At 67.7% G+C, this 16,725-nt stretch carries 16 protein-coding genes; 3 read left to right on the plus strand and 13 right to left on the minus strand.

What is annotated here, in order from left to right; translation table 11 throughout:
• Positions 1-203: 203 nt before the first annotated feature.
• The 5 genes from trmD to N2L00_RS10145 form a co-directional block, all read right to left on the minus strand.
• Complete coding sequence (gene trmD / locus N2L00_RS10125) at positions 204-983, minus strand: tRNA (guanosine(37)-N1)-methyltransferase TrmD (protein ID WP_255862861.1); 780 nt, start codon at positions 981-983, stop codon at positions 204-206.
• Positions 984-1,547 carry a ribosome maturation factor RimM gene (rimM, locus tag N2L00_RS10130; protein WP_255766524.1) on the minus strand — a complete coding sequence of 188 codons (564 nt, stop codon included), beginning with the start codon at positions 1,545-1,547 and terminating at the stop codon, positions 984-986.
• Positions 1,548-1,716: 169 nt separating this feature from the next.
• Entirely contained in the window at positions 1,717-1,959 is a 243-nt protein-coding gene (locus N2L00_RS10135) for an RNA-binding protein (protein ID WP_255766526.1), read from the minus strand.
• Position 1,960: 1 nt separating this feature from the next.
• Complete coding sequence (rpsP, locus tag N2L00_RS10140; RefSeq protein WP_255766527.1) at positions 1,961-2,368, minus strand: 30S ribosomal protein S16; 408 nt, start codon at positions 2,366-2,368, stop codon at positions 1,961-1,963.
• A gap of 194 nt (positions 2,369-2,562) precedes the next feature.
• On the minus strand, positions 2,563-3,444 hold the full coding sequence (locus N2L00_RS10145) for a VOC family protein (protein WP_255862860.1): 882 nt from the start codon (positions 3,442-3,444) through the stop codon (positions 2,563-2,565).
• Between the two features lie 244 nt (positions 3,445-3,688).
• On the opposite strand from N2L00_RS10145, the gene N2L00_RS10150 reads away from it, so the two are divergent.
• Positions 3,689-4,510 (plus strand): hypothetical protein, encoded by an 822-nt coding sequence (locus tag N2L00_RS10150; protein ID WP_255862859.1) that lies wholly within the window; start codon positions 3,689-3,691, stop codon positions 4,508-4,510.
• On the opposite strand, the gene N2L00_RS10155 is transcribed toward N2L00_RS10150, so the two are convergent.
• The 7 genes from N2L00_RS10155 to ftsY form a co-directional block, all read right to left on the minus strand.
• Complete coding sequence (locus N2L00_RS10155) at positions 4,507-4,998, minus strand: GNAT family N-acetyltransferase (RefSeq protein ID WP_255862858.1); 492 nt, start codon at positions 4,996-4,998, stop codon at positions 4,507-4,509. The two genes, N2L00_RS10150 and N2L00_RS10155, sit on opposite strands and share 4 nt — an antisense overlap.
• Positions 4,999-5,054: 56 nt before the next feature.
• Positions 5,055-5,627 (minus strand): alpha/beta fold hydrolase, encoded by a 573-nt coding sequence (locus N2L00_RS10160; RefSeq protein WP_255862857.1) that lies wholly within the window; start codon positions 5,625-5,627, stop codon positions 5,055-5,057.
• Between the two features lie 8 nt (positions 5,628-5,635).
• The gene (locus N2L00_RS10165) at positions 5,636-6,184 is read right to left on the minus strand and encodes an NUDIX domain-containing protein (protein ID WP_255862856.1); all 549 of its coding nucleotides are present in this window, start codon (positions 6,182-6,184) and stop codon (positions 5,636-5,638) included.
• A gap of 117 nt (positions 6,185-6,301) precedes the next feature.
• Positions 6,302-7,885 (minus strand): signal recognition particle protein, encoded by a 1,584-nt coding sequence (ffh, locus tag N2L00_RS10170; RefSeq protein ID WP_229951593.1) that lies wholly within the window; start codon positions 7,883-7,885, stop codon positions 6,302-6,304.
• Between the two features lie 173 nt (positions 7,886-8,058).
• Positions 8,059-8,397, minus strand: a complete 339-nt coding sequence (locus tag N2L00_RS10175; RefSeq protein WP_227923647.1) for a P-II family nitrogen regulator — start codon at positions 8,395-8,397, stop codon at positions 8,059-8,061.
• Positions 8,394-9,692, minus strand: coding sequence for an ammonium transporter (locus N2L00_RS10180; protein WP_255862855.1), 1,299 nt, complete (start codon positions 9,690-9,692; stop codon positions 8,394-8,396). The genes N2L00_RS10175 and N2L00_RS10180 overlap by 4 nt, the downstream gene beginning before the upstream one ends.
• Positions 9,693-9,902: 210 nt before the next feature.
• Entirely contained in the window at positions 9,903-11,090 is a 1,188-nt protein-coding gene (ftsY, locus tag N2L00_RS10185; protein ID WP_255766538.1) for a signal recognition particle-docking protein FtsY, read from the minus strand.
• 62 nt (positions 11,091-11,152) lie between these two features.
• Here ftsY and N2L00_RS10190 point away from each other — a divergent pair, with 62 nt between their 5' ends.
• Together N2L00_RS10190 and N2L00_RS10195 are read left to right on the plus strand one after the other, a co-directional pair.
• Positions 11,153-12,382: an MFS transporter gene (locus N2L00_RS10190; RefSeq protein ID WP_260554275.1), complete on the plus strand. Its 1,230-nt coding sequence runs from the start codon at positions 11,153-11,155 to the stop codon at positions 12,380-12,382.
• A complete protein-coding gene (locus N2L00_RS10195; RefSeq protein ID WP_255862854.1) occupies positions 12,379-13,110 on the plus strand; it encodes a glutamine amidotransferase in 732 nt (243 codons plus the stop codon). Before N2L00_RS10190 ends, N2L00_RS10195 begins: the two co-directional genes overlap by 4 nt.
• On the opposite strand, the gene smc is transcribed toward N2L00_RS10195, so the two are convergent.
• On the minus strand, positions 13,107-16,724 hold the full coding sequence (smc, locus tag N2L00_RS10200) for a chromosome segregation protein SMC (protein WP_255862853.1): 3,618 nt from the start codon (positions 16,722-16,724) through the stop codon (positions 13,107-13,109). The two genes, N2L00_RS10195 and smc, sit on opposite strands and share 4 nt — an antisense overlap.
• Position 16,725 lies beyond the last annotated feature (1 nt).

A 16,725-nucleotide genomic window follows, 5' to 3' on the forward strand; every position in this document is an offset into this window, starting at 1 on the left:
ACTTTGGTAACGGCAGCAAGAATGCGCCCCTAAATGCGGGCTGCACGGATGCTGTCGAAGTTAGTAGACCGGCAGGACCGAGGATGGAATGCCGGTGTGTACATATCTGTTGGCCGCGTTCCCCCTGTGGCAGGTACGGACCCAGATGACACAACTCCCCATTTTGCCATACGCATCCGAACGGCACCAATCCGGCGCTGCCGTCAGGCGGGCGGGCAGACCCTGCCGTCACGGATTTCGTAGCCCAGCGCCGCCAAAGTGGCCCGGTCGGCCTTGTCCAGCGCGGCGGCGTCGAGCTTTTCGATCAGATCGGGCCGGCGTGCCGCGGTGCGCCGCAGCTGTTCGTCCCGCCGGAACCGGGCGATCTTGCCGTGGTTGCCGCTGAGCAGGACCTCCGGGACGGCACGATCGCGCCAGGCCGAGGGCTTGGTGTAGACCGGGTATTCCAGCAGCCCGTCCGAGTGGGATTCCTCGACAAGGGACTCGGGATTCCCGACGACGCCGGGCACCAGCCTGCCTACGGCCTCGACCATGGCCAGCACCGCGACCTCCCCGCCGTTGAGCACGTAGTCTCCGAGGCTGACGGGACGGACGTCAAAGCGTTCCCCGGCCCATTCCAGCACCCGCTCGTCGATTCCTTCGTAGCGGCCGCAGGCGAAGACGAGGTGCTTCTCCTCGGCCAGCTCGTAGGCCATGGCCTGCGTGAAGACTGCACCGGCCGGCGAGGGGACGATCAGGACCGGCCGCTCGTCGCCGTCGCCCGCAACCGCGTCCAGTGCGGCGGCCCAGGGCTCGGGCTTCATAACCATGCCCGCTCCCCCGCCGTAGGGGGTGTCATCGACGGTACGGTGCCGGTCTGAGGTGAACTCCCGCAGGTCATGCACGGCCAGGTCCAGCAGGCCTTCCTGCCGGGCCTTGCCGATCAGGGACAGCTCAAGGGCTGCCAGGTACTCCGGGAAAATACTGACGACGTCGATGCGCACTTACTGTCCGGCTTCCTTCGTGTCGGCCGGGGCTGCGTCCTTTTTGTCTTCGGGCTTATTCAGCTCGAAGAGCCCCTCCGGCGGAGTGAGCAGGACATAGCCGTCTTCGATATTCACTTCGGGGACAATGGCCTCGACGAACGGTACGAGGATTTCCTCGCCGCGGCCGTCCTCGACCACCAGCAGGTCCTGGACGGTGAGGGTGCGCAGGCCGCTGACGGTGCCGACGACGTCGTCACCTACCCGTGCCTTCAGGCCCACCAGTTCGTGCTCGTACCAGCCCTCGTCGTCGTCGTCCTCGTCCACCGTTTCGGTGTCGATGAACAGCTTCACGCCGCGCAGTTCCTCTGCGCCGTTGCGGTCCGTGATTTCTTCGAAGCCCAGCAGCAGGATGTCCTTGTTCCAACGCGCACTGATCACCGTCAGCGGGCCCTTGGCGGCCGGCTCTACGGTGAGCTCGGTGCCCGGGACAAAGCGGTCCTCGGGTGCGTCGGTCAGCACCTGGACGGTCACTTCACCGCGGATGCCGTGCGGCTTGCCGATGCGTGCCACCTGTAACTGCATGGATTCTCCTCTATGGGGTTTTCGTCGCCTGGATTGGCCGGCGCCTGAAAAAAATCCGGCCCCTTCACCATTATCTGGTGTCGGGGCCGGATCCTGTGTACTGCTTTACTTCCGGTACTGCAGTGAAGAACTGTTCGCTTCCGCTGCGCCGTCGGTGATCATTTTCAGATCAGCGGCGCCGGTCCGTGTCCACTACGTCCACTCGGACCTGCTCACCGTCGGCAAGGGCTGCGATGACCGTGCGCAGTGCGCGTGCGGTCCGTCCCTGCCTGCCGATGACCCGGCCGAGGTCGTCCTGGTGAACCCGAACCTCGAGGGTTTCCCCACGGCGGTTGCTCTTGGCGGAAACCTTGACGTCCTCAGGACTGTCAACGATTCCGCGCACGAGGTGCTCCAGCGCTTCAGCGAGCAAGTTACTCTGCCTCAGCCTCGGTGGAGGCCTCGGGGGCCTCTTCCTTCTTGGCCTTCGGGGTGATGGCCTCGGGGACAATCACGGACTTCTTTTCGGGAACCACGAAGGGCTCCTTCGGGGCCTTGGTACGCAGGGTACCTTCCTGGCCGTCGATGTTCTTGAACTTCTGCCAGTCACCGGTGATCTTCAGCAGTGCTGCGACCTGCTCGGTGGGCTGGGCGCCGACGCCGAGCCAGTACTGCGCACGGTCCGACTTGATGTCGATGTACGACGGCTCTTCGGTCGGACGGTAAAGTCCGATTTCTTCGATGGCACGGCCATCGCGCTTGGCACGGGAATCCATGACAACAACGCGGTAGTGTGCTGAGAACTTCTTGCCAAGGCGCTTAAGGCGAATCTTTACGGCCACTTTTGTGGTCACTCCTGATCTGAAATGGGGCGAACCCGTACTTCTGCTCCCGTGGGGCGGGCCATAACGTTGGGGTTCAAAAGGACAAGATGCATGCACGGAGAGAGGGCCCGCGCAGATCGAGTACCAGACCATTGTGCCAGATGACTTCATCTTTTGCGACTCGCGCGGCCGCAGCGGATATCGGCGGATTTTCAGCCGGCGGCAACACGCAGCCGGTTCCGCCACGGGTCCTCGAAACGCAGCTCGGCCCCGGTGGAGTGGCTGGAAATTCCGGCAACCCGAAGGCGGTCCGCAAGCCCGGCGACGTCGTCGGCGGTTGGAACGGTAATCAGCACCTCGCCCAGGCCCAGCGTGTCGCGGCGCGGACCGGCGCCGCGGCTGTTCCAGACGTTCATCGCCATGTGGTGGTGGTAGCCGCCGGCGGAGACAAAGAGTGCCTGCCCGTGGAAACCGGCCGTCCGCTCAAAGCCGAGTGTATCGATGTAGAACGCGGCAGCGGTTTCCGTGTCCCCCACCTGCAGGTGAACGTGCCCGACGGCGGCATCAGCAGCCTGGAGTCCATCCAGCGCCGCTTCGGTGAGGTGGTCGCGGAAGTAGGCCTGAGGAGACAGCGGCAATGACGCCATCCGCACTTCCCTGCCGGCCGCGGTCTCGTTCCAACCCCAGGTATCCCGCGGCTTGTCATAGTAGAGCTCGATGCCGTTGCCTTCAGGATCGGTGAAGTAGAACGCCTCGCTGACGAGGTGGTCCGCGGAACCGGCAAAGGCCGACGGGTCATACCGGGCCGCGGAGGCAACGGTGGCAGCAAGGTCGGCCTGGGTTTCGAAGAGGACGGCGGTGTGGAACAGTCCTGCCTCGCCGCGGGAGGCCACCTGCAATCCGGGCGCCGGCGCCAGGTGCACCACCGGGACGCTTCCCCGCCCCAGATACTGGCCGCCGTCAGCCTCCGCCACTACCTCCAGGCCGAGGGCACCGCGGTAGTAGGCGGAGACCTTTGCGAGGTCGCCCACCTTGAGCATGACCGTGCCCATGGCGAGATCGGCGGGCAGCAGGTCATTTACTTGAAGGTTCATGCAATGAGTTTACTTGAAGCTTCATCTAATCCCAAAGTCTCCTGCCCAGGGACGGGGTGGAAGCACCGTATAAGGCCATTGTCCGGCAGCCTAAGTCCTGTTACGGTCGGCTCGGCCGGCAACCCTGCGGGCCACAATACGAGTGGGGGAACTGCATGCTCGGTGCAAAGCGACACAACCGGATACTCGCCGACTACGCCATTGGGCTGACGGAAGACCGGCATCCCGTTGAGTTGGAGCGGGCATGAGCCAGTCAACGGCCCAAAGAAAGCGGAAACCGTCCGGCGGAAGGAAAAAGAAGCGGGCGCTCGGGACCGTCACCGGCATCGGCGTCGTCCTGGCGCTGCTCGGCGTGGCCCTGGTGGCCGTGAACCTGTTCTTCTTGTCCCATGCCTACGACCTGTCCTCGTGGGAGGATGACGTCACGGTTCCGGGCGGGCTCTTCGCCCTCCCCGGGGGTCTGTTCCTGGTTGCGATGTGCTTTATCTTCACCGGACGGGTCCTGCGCGGCCACGTGAGCACAACGACCCCCAAAGGATTGGAAGGCGGCACGGTCGTCTCCTCAAACACCTATCTCTCCCCGCGGGCCCACCTGGCCTGGCTGGGTGTGGCGCTGGCCTTCTGGATCGTCCTCATTCCCGTTCCCGTTCTGCTCTCCCTCGGGGGCGGCTGGCCGCAGACCGTCAGCGACGCGGCGAGAGGCCAGATCTGGGTCAACCTGGTGCTTTACGGCGGCCTTGCGGCGGCAATCGCAGGCGTCCTTTTCGTCTCCCACCTCAAGAAACAGCACTATCTGGCGCTGTCCGCCGCCGATAACCTCCGGCTGGATGAGCCCCAGCGGGGAATCTGGCGCTGGCTCACCTTCCGCTGGCGCTTCGACCTGTGGCTCGGAGCATTCGGAGGAGCGTTCATCGGCGTCTCGTTTGCCTTCCTGCCCTACGTCAATCCCGCTGCCCTGGTGATCCTCCTGGCCATCGGCGCCGTGCCCATGGTCCTCGGGGTGCTGCTGGCACGGCAGTACTGGCGGGCAAAGCTGCCCCTGGGGCTGGCCGAATCCTTCGCCTAGGGTGTCCCGGACGACGACGGCGGCCGGGACGCCTGGCCCTGCCGCTTGAACAGGTCCCGGCGCATGGCGACCCGCTCCCCCAGGGCATCCAGGCCGAGCTGCCTTTCGTGGGTCCGGAGTGCGGCAAGCCCGCCGACGGGATGGGTCACGATCTCGAAGCCGCAGCTGGCGTAGAACGGGGCGTTGAACGGCACCTCGGCAAAGGTGCACAGCGTCATCGAGGTGTAGCCCCGCTGCCGCGCCCAGCCGAGGGCAGCCTCCACCAGCGCCCGTCCCACTCCCGCCCCGGCGGCACCGGGGTGTACCGAAAGCTGCTCCAGGTGGGCCTGTCCGTCAACCTCCTTCAGGCGGGCGAATCCCACGGGCGGATTGCCCGCAACCAGAATGTGGAGGGAAGCTGCGAGCTCCGGAACGGTGGCCGGCGGCGGCAGCTTCCCGGAGCCTGCGGGCAGCATCCCGTCCAGCAGCGTGTCGGATGCTTGCTCCAACGCGGGGAGGACGGGAAGATCTTCGGGGCCGGCGCTCCGGATGGACGGTCCACCCATCAACTGGCCGGCATCCGGCTGACAGAGGCCAGGAACTCCCGGATCGCCTGCCGCCCGGCATCCGTGTCCTGCGGACGGTGGTTCCCGCCGACCTGCTGGTGCTCGGCTCCCGTCGAGGCCAGGAAATCCGCCACCTCTTCATACAGCGGTTCCCATCCGCCGGTAAGGACCAGCGTGGGGACACCCGGGACAATGTCCAACGGAGCGTCGTCAAAGAGGGGCTGCAGCAGGTTGCGGTGAGCGGTCGTGGCCGGCAGGTCGCGGGTCAGGGAGAAGACCGCAGGCTCACACAGGACCAGGGAAAAGACCCGAGCCGGATCGCGGAGTGCCGCCAGCATGGCCGGAACCGCACCGGCCGCATGCGCCACCAGGTGCCCTCCGTCGGCCAGTTCCTCCCGGATCAGGGCGATGTCCGCTTCCAGGTCCGGAGGCAGCGGATCGGCGACGGCGTCATAGCCGTGGCGCCGAAGGAACAGGCAGTCATAGTCGAGGGCGAGCCCGTGCTGCCGGGGCCAGGCGGCCGCGCCGAAACTGCCGGCGCCGTGCACAAACACCACTCGTTCCCGAGGCAAACCCACTCCTAATGTCCAAGAATTCCGGAAAAGCCCTCCAGCGGCGGCATCATCCGGCGGAGCGCCGGCGCGGCGACCGGCCCCGCGGAAACAGGTTCACCGTTCACGAGTTCCACCATGGTGCCCAGTTCCAGAGCTTCCAGCGCGGCTCCCCACTCCCCGCCATGCCCCTCGTCCAGTCCCGAACCGCAATCCGCCAGGGGAATGAAGCCGGCCTCCCACTCCCCGCCTGCTCCGGTAAAGGACGTCACGGACGTGGACAACGTGCCGCCGTCGAACAGGAAATCGATCGAGTCCGCCTGTCCCTGGGTGCCCTGCACGTAGTCCAGCACCAGCACGCGGCCGACATTGAACTCGGGATCCAGGGTTGCACGGGCAATGCGGCGGGCGGCGGAGCGTGGATCCTCCCCGCCCTTCACCACTCCTCCCGGCAGCTCCCAGGCGTTGCCGTTACGCAGCATCAGCACGCGGCCGTCGCTGGTGCGGATCAGGACCCGTACGGTGATGCTGCGTCGGAAGACCGACCCGTAAAAGCCGCTCAGCCCCTGTGCCGCCATGCTGGTCCCTTCCTCTGCTGCCGAACTTCGGCGCTGCGCCGTGAAGGCGCGCATCCGCCATTAAACACACAACGCCGGACTCCGAGTCCGGCGTTGTGCGGGGGTGCGGTGCAGACCCTACTTACCGAGGAACTTGTCGAAGCCCTTGGGCAGGTTCAGCGAGGACGGGTCGAAGTCCGCCTCCTGGCCGCCGAACGCACTGCCGGTGGGCAGGGCCTGCCGGGCTCCGGCACGCCGGGCCTCCGCCTCTGCCCGTTCCTGGGCGGCCTTGGCCGGGTTGCCCGACTTGGCCTTCTTCTTGCCCTTGGCTGCCTGCTGCTTCTTGCGCGCACCGCCGAACCCGCCGGGTCCTGCCATGCCGGGCATACCCGGAATGCCGCCGCCGGCAGCCATCTTCTTCATCATCTTCTGCGCCTGCACGAAACGCTCGAGCAGGCCGTTGACCTCTGAGACGTGGACGCCGGAACCGCGGGCGATGCGGGCGCGCCGGGATCCGTTGATGATCTTGGGTGCTACCCGCTCGTGCGGGGTCATGGAGCGGACAATCGCTTCCACCCGGTCGATTTCGCGTTCGTCGAAGTTCTCCAGCTGCTCACGCATGCCGGCGGCGCCGGGCATCATCATGAGCATCTTCTTCATGGAGCCCATCTTGCGGATCTGCTGCATCTGGGCGAGGAAGTCGTCGAGGGTGAAGTCTTCCTGGTCGGCGAACTTCTTCGCCATCCGGTTGGCTTCGTCCTTGTCCCAGCTCTGCTCGGCCTGCTCGATCAGGGTCAGGACGTCGCCGAGGTCCAGGATGCGGCTGGCCATGCGGTCCGGGTGGAAGACCTCGAAGTCGGTCAGGCCCTCGCCGGTGGAGGCGAACATGATGGGCTTGCCGGTCACCGACGCCACGGACAGTGCGGCACCGCCGCGGGCATCGCCGTCGAGCTTGGTGAGGACCACGCCGGTGAAGTTGACGCCCTCGTTGAAGGCCTGCGCCGTGTTCACGGCGTCCTGGCCGATCATGGCGTCAATGACGAACAGGACTTCGTCCGGGTTGATCGCGGCGCGGATGTCCGCGGCCTGCTGCATCAGTTCGGCATCCACGCCCAGGCGGCCGGCGGTGTCGACAATGACGACGTCGTAAAGCTTGGTGCGTGCTTCCTCGATGCCCTGGCGCGCGACGGCGACCGGATCACCGGTGGCTGCCTCGAACTCGGAGGAAACGCCGGGGTGCGGTGCGTAGACGGGGACGCCGGCGCGTTCGCCGTTGACCTGCAGCTGGCGGACGGCGTTGGGGCGCTGCAGGTCCGCTGCGACCAGCAGCGGGCTGTGGCCCTGGGACTTCAGGTGCTTGGAGAGCTTGCCGGCCAGGGTGGTCTTACCGGCACCCTGCAGGCCCGCGAGCATGATGACCGTGGGCGGGTTCTTCGCCAGGCGCAGCCGGCGGGTCTCGCCGCCGAGGATGCCCTTGAGCTCCTCGTTGACGATCTTGACGACCTGCTGGCCCGGGTTCAGCGCCTGCGAAACCTCCAGGCCGAGGGCACGTTCCTTGACGGAAGCGGTGAAGGCGCGCACCACCGGAACGGCGACGTCGGCGTCCAGCAGGGCGCGGCGGATCTCGCGAACGGTGGCATCGACGTCGGCCTCGGTGAGCCGGCCCTTGCCGCGGAGATTCTTGAAGGTTGAAGTCAACCGGTCAGACAGTGAATTGAACACGTGCCGCGCACTTCTTTCGTCAGTTCTTCGCCATGTTTGGCAGGCCCAGCTGTTAAGGGTACCAAGCCGCTCCCGCTATTCGCCCCTCCTGCCCTGGCGGATGGCTTCGCCGGATCGCCGGACCGCCCGGCTGGAGCACCAGCCGGGCGGTAGGTTCCTTTCGCGCCGGGGCGTTAGAGCGCCGAGTCCCCCCGCTCCCCCGTCCGGACCCGCAGGGCTTCCTCCACGTTCACCACCCAGACCTTGCCGTCGCCGGCCTGGCCCGTGTTGGCCGTGGAAACCAGGACATCCACAATGTCGTTGACCCAGTCATTGGCCACCAGGATCTCCACCCGGACCTTGGGCAGCAGATCCACGGTGTATTCGGCGCCGCGGTAGACCTCGGTGTGGCCGCGCTGGCGGCCGTACCCGTTGGCGGAGCTTACGGTCAGGCCCTGGACCCCGTAGCTCTCCAGGCTTCCCCGGACGGCGTCAAGCTTTTCCGGCCGGACAATAGCGGTTACGAGTTTCATGAGTTGACCGTCTCCTTGGTTGTGGTGGCACGTGCCGTGTCCTGGAAGGGGCTGAAGGAGCCGCCGGTGCCGAGTCCGCCGAATTCGTAGGCGGTTTCGGCATGTTCGCTCAGGTCCACGCCGTTGATTTCGTCCTCCTCCGAGATCCGGAAGCCCATGGTCTTGTGGATCGCCAGCCCGATAATCAGCGTCAGGACGCCGGAGAAGACAATGGCCACTGCCGCGGCTGCTGCCTGGGCGCCGAGCTGGCCCAAACCTCCGCCGTAGAACAGGCCCCCGCCCGCGCCGTCGACCGGCAGGGCGATGAAGCCCAGGGCCAGGGTGCCCGCAAGGCCGGCGACGAGGTGCACGCCGACGACGTCGAGTGAGTCGTCATAGCCGAACCGGTATTTGAGTCCGACGGCGAGGGCGGACAGGGCACCGGAGACCAGGCCGAGCCCCACCGCGGCGAGCGGGCTGACGTTGGCGCAGGCCGGGGTGATGGCCACGAGTCCTGCCACGACGCCGGAGGCGGCTCCGAGCGACGTCGCGCGGCCGTCGCGCAGCCGTTCGGTCAGCAGCCAGCCGAGCATCGCTGCCGCCGGAGCGGCGAGGGTGTTGATCCAGATCAGTCCCGCTTCCTCGGCAGTGCCCGCGGCGCCGCCGTTGAAGCCGAACCACCCGAACCAGAGCAGCGTGGCGCCGAGCATCACGAACGGGATGTTGTGCGGACGCTGGTTGGGGTCCTTCCCGAAGCCCTTCCGCTTGCCGAGGATCAGGGCCAGGACCAGTCCGGCCACGCCTGCGTTGATATGGACCACGGTGCCGCCGGCGAAGTCGATGGCTTCACCGACCACCGAACCCACGGCCCCTTCGGCACCGAGGAGTCCGCCGCCCCAGACCATGAACGCCAGCGGGCAGTAGACCAGGGTCACCCAGACCGGTACGAACACCGCCCAGGCGCCGAACTTGGTCCGGTCGGCCACCGCGCCGCTGAGCAGGGCAACGGTGATAATGGCGAACGTGGCCCCGTAGCCGGCGCTGATGAGGTCCTCGGAGCCGAGGATGTCTTTCAGCCCGAAGGAGGTGAAGGGGTTGCCGAACAGTCCGGCGATACCGTCCCCGCCGGTCATGGAGAAGCCCCAGAGGATCCAGACCACGCCGATGAGTCCGATCGAGACGAAGCTCATCATCATCATGTTCAACGCGGCCTTGGCGCGGGTCATGCCGCCGTAGAAAAATGCCACACCCGGCGTCATAAGCAGCACAAGCGCCGCCGAAACCATTACCCAGACGTGACCTGCTGACAGATCCATCTTCACGTCCCTTCACATATGGCGGGCATCTCCCGCACAACGAACTCTGCCGGGGCCAGATTTCCGTCCGGACCCGGAGGTGTTGCCGGGAGGTTACAAACCGGGCGCTGAGGTAAAAGGATCGTGACAACGACATTTCGGAAACGTTTCCGGACACGCAAAAGCCCCGCCTCCCTTGCGGGAAACGGGGCTTTGGGTTCGGGAGGCCGCCTAGCTCAGCAGTGCGTCCACGAAGCTCTCCGCTTCGAACGGTGCCAGGTCGTCGGCACCTTCGCCCAGTCCCACGAGCTTCACGGGCACGCCCAGGGTCCGCTGGATGGCGACGACGATGCCGCCCTTGGCGGTGCCGTCCAGCTTGGTCAGGACGATGCCGGAGATGTTGACGACCTCGGCGAAAACCTTCGCCTGGGTCAGTCCGTTCTGGCCGGTGGTGGCATCCAGGACCAGCAGGACCTCGTCCACGGCGGCCTGCTTTTCGATGACGCGCTTGACCTTGCCGAGCTCGTCCATCAGGCCGACCTTGTTCTGCAGCCGTCCGGCGGTGTCAATCAGGACCACGTCGACTTCGCCCTCGATGCCGGCCTTGACCGCTTCGAACGCCACGGAGGCGGGGTCAGCGCCGTCGATCTCGGAGCGCACGGTGGGCACGCCTACGCGCTGTCCCCAGGTGGCCAGCTGTTCGGCGGCGGCGGCACGGAAGGTGTCGGCAGCGCCCAGCAGCACGTCCTTGTCTTCGGCGACGAGTACGCGGGCCAGCTTGCCCACGGTGGTGGTCTTGCCGACGCCGTTGACGCCCACGACCATGACGACGGCGGGGGTCTCGGCGTGGCGGGTCACTGCCAGGGAACGGTCCATGGACGGATCCACCAGCTTGATCAGTTCCTCGCGCAGCATCGCATGGACTTCCTGCGGATCCTGGCTGCCGGAGACCTTGACCCGCTGACGCAGCGCATCCACGAGTTCCATGGTGGGTTCGGTGCCCAGGTCGGCAAGGAGGAGGGTTTCCTCGATCTCGTCCCAGACGTCTTCGTCGATCGTGTCCCGGGACAGCAGTGCCAGCAGCGCCTTGCCCAGCGCGTTGTTGGATTTCGCCAGCCGTGCCCGCAGCCGGGCCAGGCGGCCCTGCACCGGTTCGGGCGTTTCGATGGTCGGCGCCTGCGGGGCAGGGGCTTCCTCCAGGTCGCGCAGGTCATCCGGGACGACGACGTCGGTCTCCCCCGGCGGTGCCTCCAGGGTGTCGGTGCCGCCGCCGGTTCCCGTGACCGGATCGTTGGCGTCCCGGCGGGTGGGGTACATGCTCTTGGGTGTACGCCGGGTCCGTACCAGCAGTGTCGCGGAGAAGCCGACAACGGCGATCGCAACAAGGACATAGATCACTATCGAAAGGGTCTCATTCACGCTCCCAAGCTTCTCACATGCTGCTCATCCCCTCCCCTGGGATCTGAGAGAATCGCCTTATCATGGTGCGCTCTTCCAGAATCCGAATCCCGCAGGAAATCCAGGTCCTCATCGCGGCCGCCTTCGTCATCGCCCTTGGCTTTGGCCTGGTGGCGCCGGTGTTGCCGCAGTTCGCGCAGAGTTTCGACGTCGGCGTGACCGCTTCCGCCGTCATTGTCAGCGCGTTCGCGTTCACCCGGCTGGTGTTCGCCCCGGCCGGCGGCATGCTGCTGGAAAAGCTCGGCGAGCGCCCGGTCTACATTGCCGGCCTGCTGATCGTGGCCCTGTCCACCGCCGCATGCGCCTTTGCCCAGAGCTACTGGCAGCTCCTGGTCTTCCGCGGCCTGGGCGGCATTGGTTCGACCATGTTCACGATCTCGGCCATGGCGCTCATCATCCGGCTTGCACCTCCGGAGATCCGCGGCAGGGTTTCCAGCGCCTATGCCTCCTCGTTCCTGCTGGGCAATATCGGCGGACCGCTGCTCGGCGGCCTGCTGGCCGGATTCGGACTGCGCGTTCCGTTCCTTGTCTATGCCGCCGCGCTGGTGCTGGCCGCCGGCGTCGTCTTCCTCCGGCTGAAGGACTCCCGGCCGGTCGCCGGGCCCGACGACACCAAGCCCGCCGCACTGCCCGTACTGACCGTCGCGGAGGCGCTGCGGGATCCGACGTACCGTGCGGCGCTGGTTTCCTCCTTCGCCAACGGCTGGTCCTCGTTCGGTGTGCGGAATGCCCTGGTTCCGCTGTTCGCTGCCGCGGCGCTGTCCGCCGGACCGGAGGTGGCGGGCATTTCCCTGACCGCCTTCGCAGTGGGTACCGCCGTCGTCCTGACGTTCTCCGGCCGGCTGGCCGACAGCTGGGGCCGCAAGCCCCTGGCCCTTATCGGACTGGCCGTCAACGCCGCAGCCACCGCGTTGATGGGCTTCAGCTCCAGCGTGCCGGAGTTCCTGATCATCTCCGTCATCGCCGGCATGGGCACCGGCCTGCTCAATCCCGCACAGCAGGCCGCCGTGGGCGACATCATCGGCAACGGGCGCAGCGGCGGAAAGGTCCTGGCCACCTTCCAGATGGCCAGCGACACCGGCGCCATTGCCGGTCCCATCCTCGCCGGCATGCTCGCCGACTCGCTGGGCTACTCCTGGGCGTTCGGCGTTACCGGTGCCATTGCCGCCATGGGCTTCATCGCCTGGCTGACGGCGCGGGAGACCCTGCCTGCCCGGAAAGCGGCCCCGGCCCCCACTACCATCGAGGAATGAAGCCTTTCCTGCTCCTGGCCACCCGCGCCGAAGATGACGCCGCCGACGAGGAGTACGCCTCTTTCCTGCGCTTCGGCGGGCTCGACGAGGGGCAGCTGCACCGGGTCCGCCTCGAAGCCGGCCCGCTGCCGCCGGTGGACCTGGATTCCTACAGCGGCGTGATTGTGGGCGGCGGCCCGTTCAACTCGAGCGATCCCGAGGAGTCCAAGTCCCCGGTCCAGCTGCGGGTGGAGTCGGAGATGGCCGAGCTGCTGGACGACGTCGTAGCCCGCGACTTTCCGTTCTTCGGTGCCTGCTACGGAGTGGGCACGCTGGGCCGGCACCAGGGCGCAACCGTGGACCGCCGGTACGGCGAGCCGGTGGGCCCGGTCGAGGTCCGGCTGACGCCCGAAGGCCGACGCGACCCGCTGCTGGAAGGCGTACCGGATACCTTCGCCGCGTACGTGGGGCATAAGGAGGCCATCGCCGAGCTGCCGGCCCATGCGGTGAGCCTTGCCGGTTCGGCGACCTGCCCGGTGCAGATGTTCCGGGTGAAGTCCAACCTGTACGCCACGCAGTTCCATCCGGAGCTGGACGTGGCCGGGCTGCTGACGCGGATCTCCGTGTACCGGCATGCCGGCTACTTTGAGCCGGATGAGGCGGAGACGGTGATGGACGCCGTCCGCGGATCGGCCGTGCACGTGCCGCCGCGGGTGCTGCGCAACTTCGTGAGCCGTTACGCGTCCTAGCGCCGGACGGCTCCGGGCTCCGTCCCGCGCTCGATCCGCTGGCTGATGACGGTGGAAACCCCGTCGCCGCGCATGGTCACGCCGTAGAGCGCGTCCGCCACTTCCATGGTGCGCTTCTGGTGGGTGATGACGATCAGCTGGCTGGACTCCCGCAGTTCCTCGAAGATGGTGAGCAGCCGGCCGAGGTTCGTGTCATCCAGCGCGGCCTCCACCTCGTCCATCACGTAGAACGGCGAGGGCCGGGCCTTGAAGATGGCCACCAGCAGCGCCACGGCCGTCAGTGAGCGTTCCCCGCCGGAGAGCAGGGAAAGCCGCTTGATCTTCTTGCCGGCCGGCCGGGCATGGACCTCGATTCCGGTGGTCAGCATGTTGTCCGGATCGGTCAGCACCAGCCGTCCCTCCCCGCCCGGGAACAGCGTGCCGAAGACATGCTTGAACTGCTCGGCAGTGTCCCGGTACGCGGCGGTGAAGACCTCTTCCACGCGGCGGTCGACGTCGGCAATGATGTCCAGCAGGTCCTTCCGGGTGGCTTTGAGGTCTTCCAGCTGCGTGGACAGGAACTGGTGGCGTTCCTCCAGGGCGGCAAATTCCTCCAGCGCCAGGGGGTTGACCTTTCCGAGCGCCGCCAGGTCCCGCTCGGCGCGCTTCAGCCGCTTCTCCTGCTCCGCCCGGACATACGGGATGCCGTCCAGGAGCGGATTGCCGTCCTCGTCCACGGGCGTGCGCAGTGCCGCCCACTTGTCGCCGCTGACCGGCTCGGCGGGCACCGGGACCGGCTGGTCCGGCCCGAAGTTCGCCACCAGATGCTCGGCGGTCATGCCCAGCTCCTCGAGGGCGCGGGCTTCGAGGGTCTCGATGCGCAGCCGCTGCTGTGCACGGACCAGCTCGTCGCGGTGGACGGAGTCCGTGAGCCGTGCCAGTTCCGCAGCGGCGTCGTTGTTGGCGCTGCGGACGGCGGACAGTTCGGCTTCCTGTGCGGTCCGGGCTTCCTCCGCACGGCTGCGTTCCTCGGCTGCCAGTGCCAGGGAAACCTGCAGGTGTGCCAGCACGGCTTCTGCCGCCGCGCCCACGGCAACCGCGCGGGCATGCTGTCCGGCACGGCGTCGGGCCCGTTCCGCCGCGGCAGCCCGGGCCCGGCGTTCGGCCAGGGCAGCGCGTTCCAGTGACTCCGCGCGGCCGGCTACGGCCTTGAGCTGTTCTTCGGCCGAGCGCAGGCCCAGCCGGGCATCCATTTCCGCCTGCCGTGCGGACGCCGCGGCGAGCGCCAAAGCATCCCGCTGGTCCGCAGACGGTTCCTCGTCGGGCAGGTGTTCCTCGCCGGCTGCGGCGAGGCGCTCGGACACGGCCGCCAGTTTCGCTTCTTCCGCCACCACGTTGGCTTCTGCCGCCGCCACCAGGGACGAGAGCCGCTCGGCCTCCCCCGAGGCGGCGCGCAGGGCGGAACCCAGAGTGCCGAGCCGTTCAGCTACCGCAGCCAGCCGAGCATCGGACTCGTGCAGGGCCGCGAGTGCCGTGTCCGCCCGCAGCCGGCACGCCTCGACCCGCGCGGCCGCTGCGCCGATGCCGGCACCTGCTTCCTCCGCCCGGGCGCGTGCCGCTGCGAGGCGGGCATCCGTTTCCTCCACCGCGGCGGAGATTTCCAGCAGCCCCGGGGCCGAGGCGGACCCGCCCCGGGCGCTGAAGGCGCTCAGCACATCCCCGTCGGGCGTCACCGCGACGGCGCCGGGCGAGGCGGCCACCAGGCTCACGGCCGAGGCCAGGTCGGGGACTGCCACGGCGTTGCCCAGCAGTGCGTACAGGGCTTCCTGCACCTTGGCATCGGCGCTCAGCAGGGACAGCACGGGCACCGCGCCGGCCGGAAGGTCCGCGGGCAGCTCAGCGGCCCGGGCCGGTGCCCCGCCCAGCAGCAGTTCCACCTGCCCCTCCCCCGTGTCCTTCAGGTGCTGCAGGGCCCGGGCTGCGGCGTCGAGGTCCGCGGCGGCCAGGGCGTCCGCTGCGGATCCCAATGCTGCCGCCACTGTCCGTTCACAGCCCGGCTTGACGCTGACCAATTCCGCCAGCGGTTCCAGCACGCCGTCCACCCCGGCCCCGCGCAGGGAGGCGCTGCCGTCGCGCCGGTCCAGGCCGACGGCGAGGGCCTCACGGCGGGCGGCGAGGTTCTCGGTTTCGCGGACTGCTTCCCGCTCGGCCTGCTGCAGCTGCCGGAGTTCCTGCTCGGCCGCTTCGAGGGCTGCCTGCGCTTCTTCATACTCGGCGTCCAGGTCCGCTTCGCCTGCCTCGGCTCCGGCAGCGGACCCTTCCAGCTGCTCGAACTCTTCGCGGGCGCGGGTACGGCGTTCCTCGGCAGCGGCGATCGAGGCCCGCAGCCTGCCCGCTTCGGACTGTGCCGAGGCCACCCTCGAACGGGCGGCTTCCACCGAGCCGGTCAGCCGGGCCATGCCCTCGCGCCGGTCCGCGGCGGCCCGGAGGAGCCCGGCATACCGCTTTTCCTCCGCAGCCGCTTCCTCTTCGGCCGCCTCGCGGATCTCCACGGCGTCCTCCAGCCGTGCCCGCCGGTCCTCGATTTCGGTGTCCAGGGCCGCGGCTTCAGCGCGGACCCGGTCCGCGGAGGCCTGCAGCTGTTCCGGGTCCCGGCCGCTGCCGGCCGCCGGTTCCGCTGCCCCCAGCAGCCGGGCACGCTCGGCCGCGAGCGCGGCAAGGGAACGGAACCGTTCCTGCAGGGAGGACAGTTCGTACCAGGTGTCCCGTGCGGCGTTGAGCTTCGGTGCGGCCTGCGCAGCCAGGGCCTCGAGTTCGGCCTGCCGCTTCCTGCCCTCTTCCACCGCAGCCTCCACTACCGTGCGGCGTGCCTTCAGGGCCGATTCATCCGCGGCGTCCTTCTCGTAGGCAGCCTTCAGGGTGGCCAGGTCATCGGCCAGCAGCCGTGAACGGGCGTCCCGGACATCCTGCTGCACCGTCTTGGCCCGGCGGGCGACGGCGGCCTGCTTGCCCAGCGGTCCGAGCTGGCGCCGCAGTTCGGCAGTGAGGTCGGTGACGCGGGCGAGGTTCGCGGCCATGGCGTCCAGCTTGCGCAGGGTTTTTTCCTTGCGCCGCCGGTGCTTGAGGATGCCGGCGGCTTCCTCGATAAAGCCCCGGCGTTCCTCCGCTGAAGCGTGCAGCACCTTGTCCAGCTGGCCCTGCCCGACTATGACATGCATCTCACGGCCCAGGCCGGAGTCCGAGAGCAGTTCCTGGATGTCGAGCAGGCGGCAGGGGCTGCCGTTGATGGCGTACTCGGATCCGCCGGTGCGGAAGAGCGTGCGCGAAATGGTGACTTCGGAGTATTCAATCGGCAGGGCGCCGTCGGCGTTGTCGATGGTCAGCGATACCTGGGCCCTGCCCAGCGGTGCACGGCCGGAAGCGCCGGACGTGCCCGCGAAGATCACGTCTTCCATCTTTCCGCCGCGCAGGGTTTTGGCGCCCTGTTCGCCCATCACCCATGCCAGGGCATCCACCACATTGGACTTCCCGGACCCATTGGGGCCAACCACCGCCGTCACACCGGGTTCGAACTCAAAGGTGGTGGCCGATGCAAAGGACTTGAATCCTCGCATGGTCAGGGTCTTCAGATGCACG

The sequence above is a fragment of the Arthrobacter sp. zg-Y1171 genome, from assembly GCF_025244845.1.
Classification (GTDB): domain Bacteria; phylum Actinomycetota; class Actinomycetes; order Actinomycetales; family Micrococcaceae; genus Arthrobacter_B.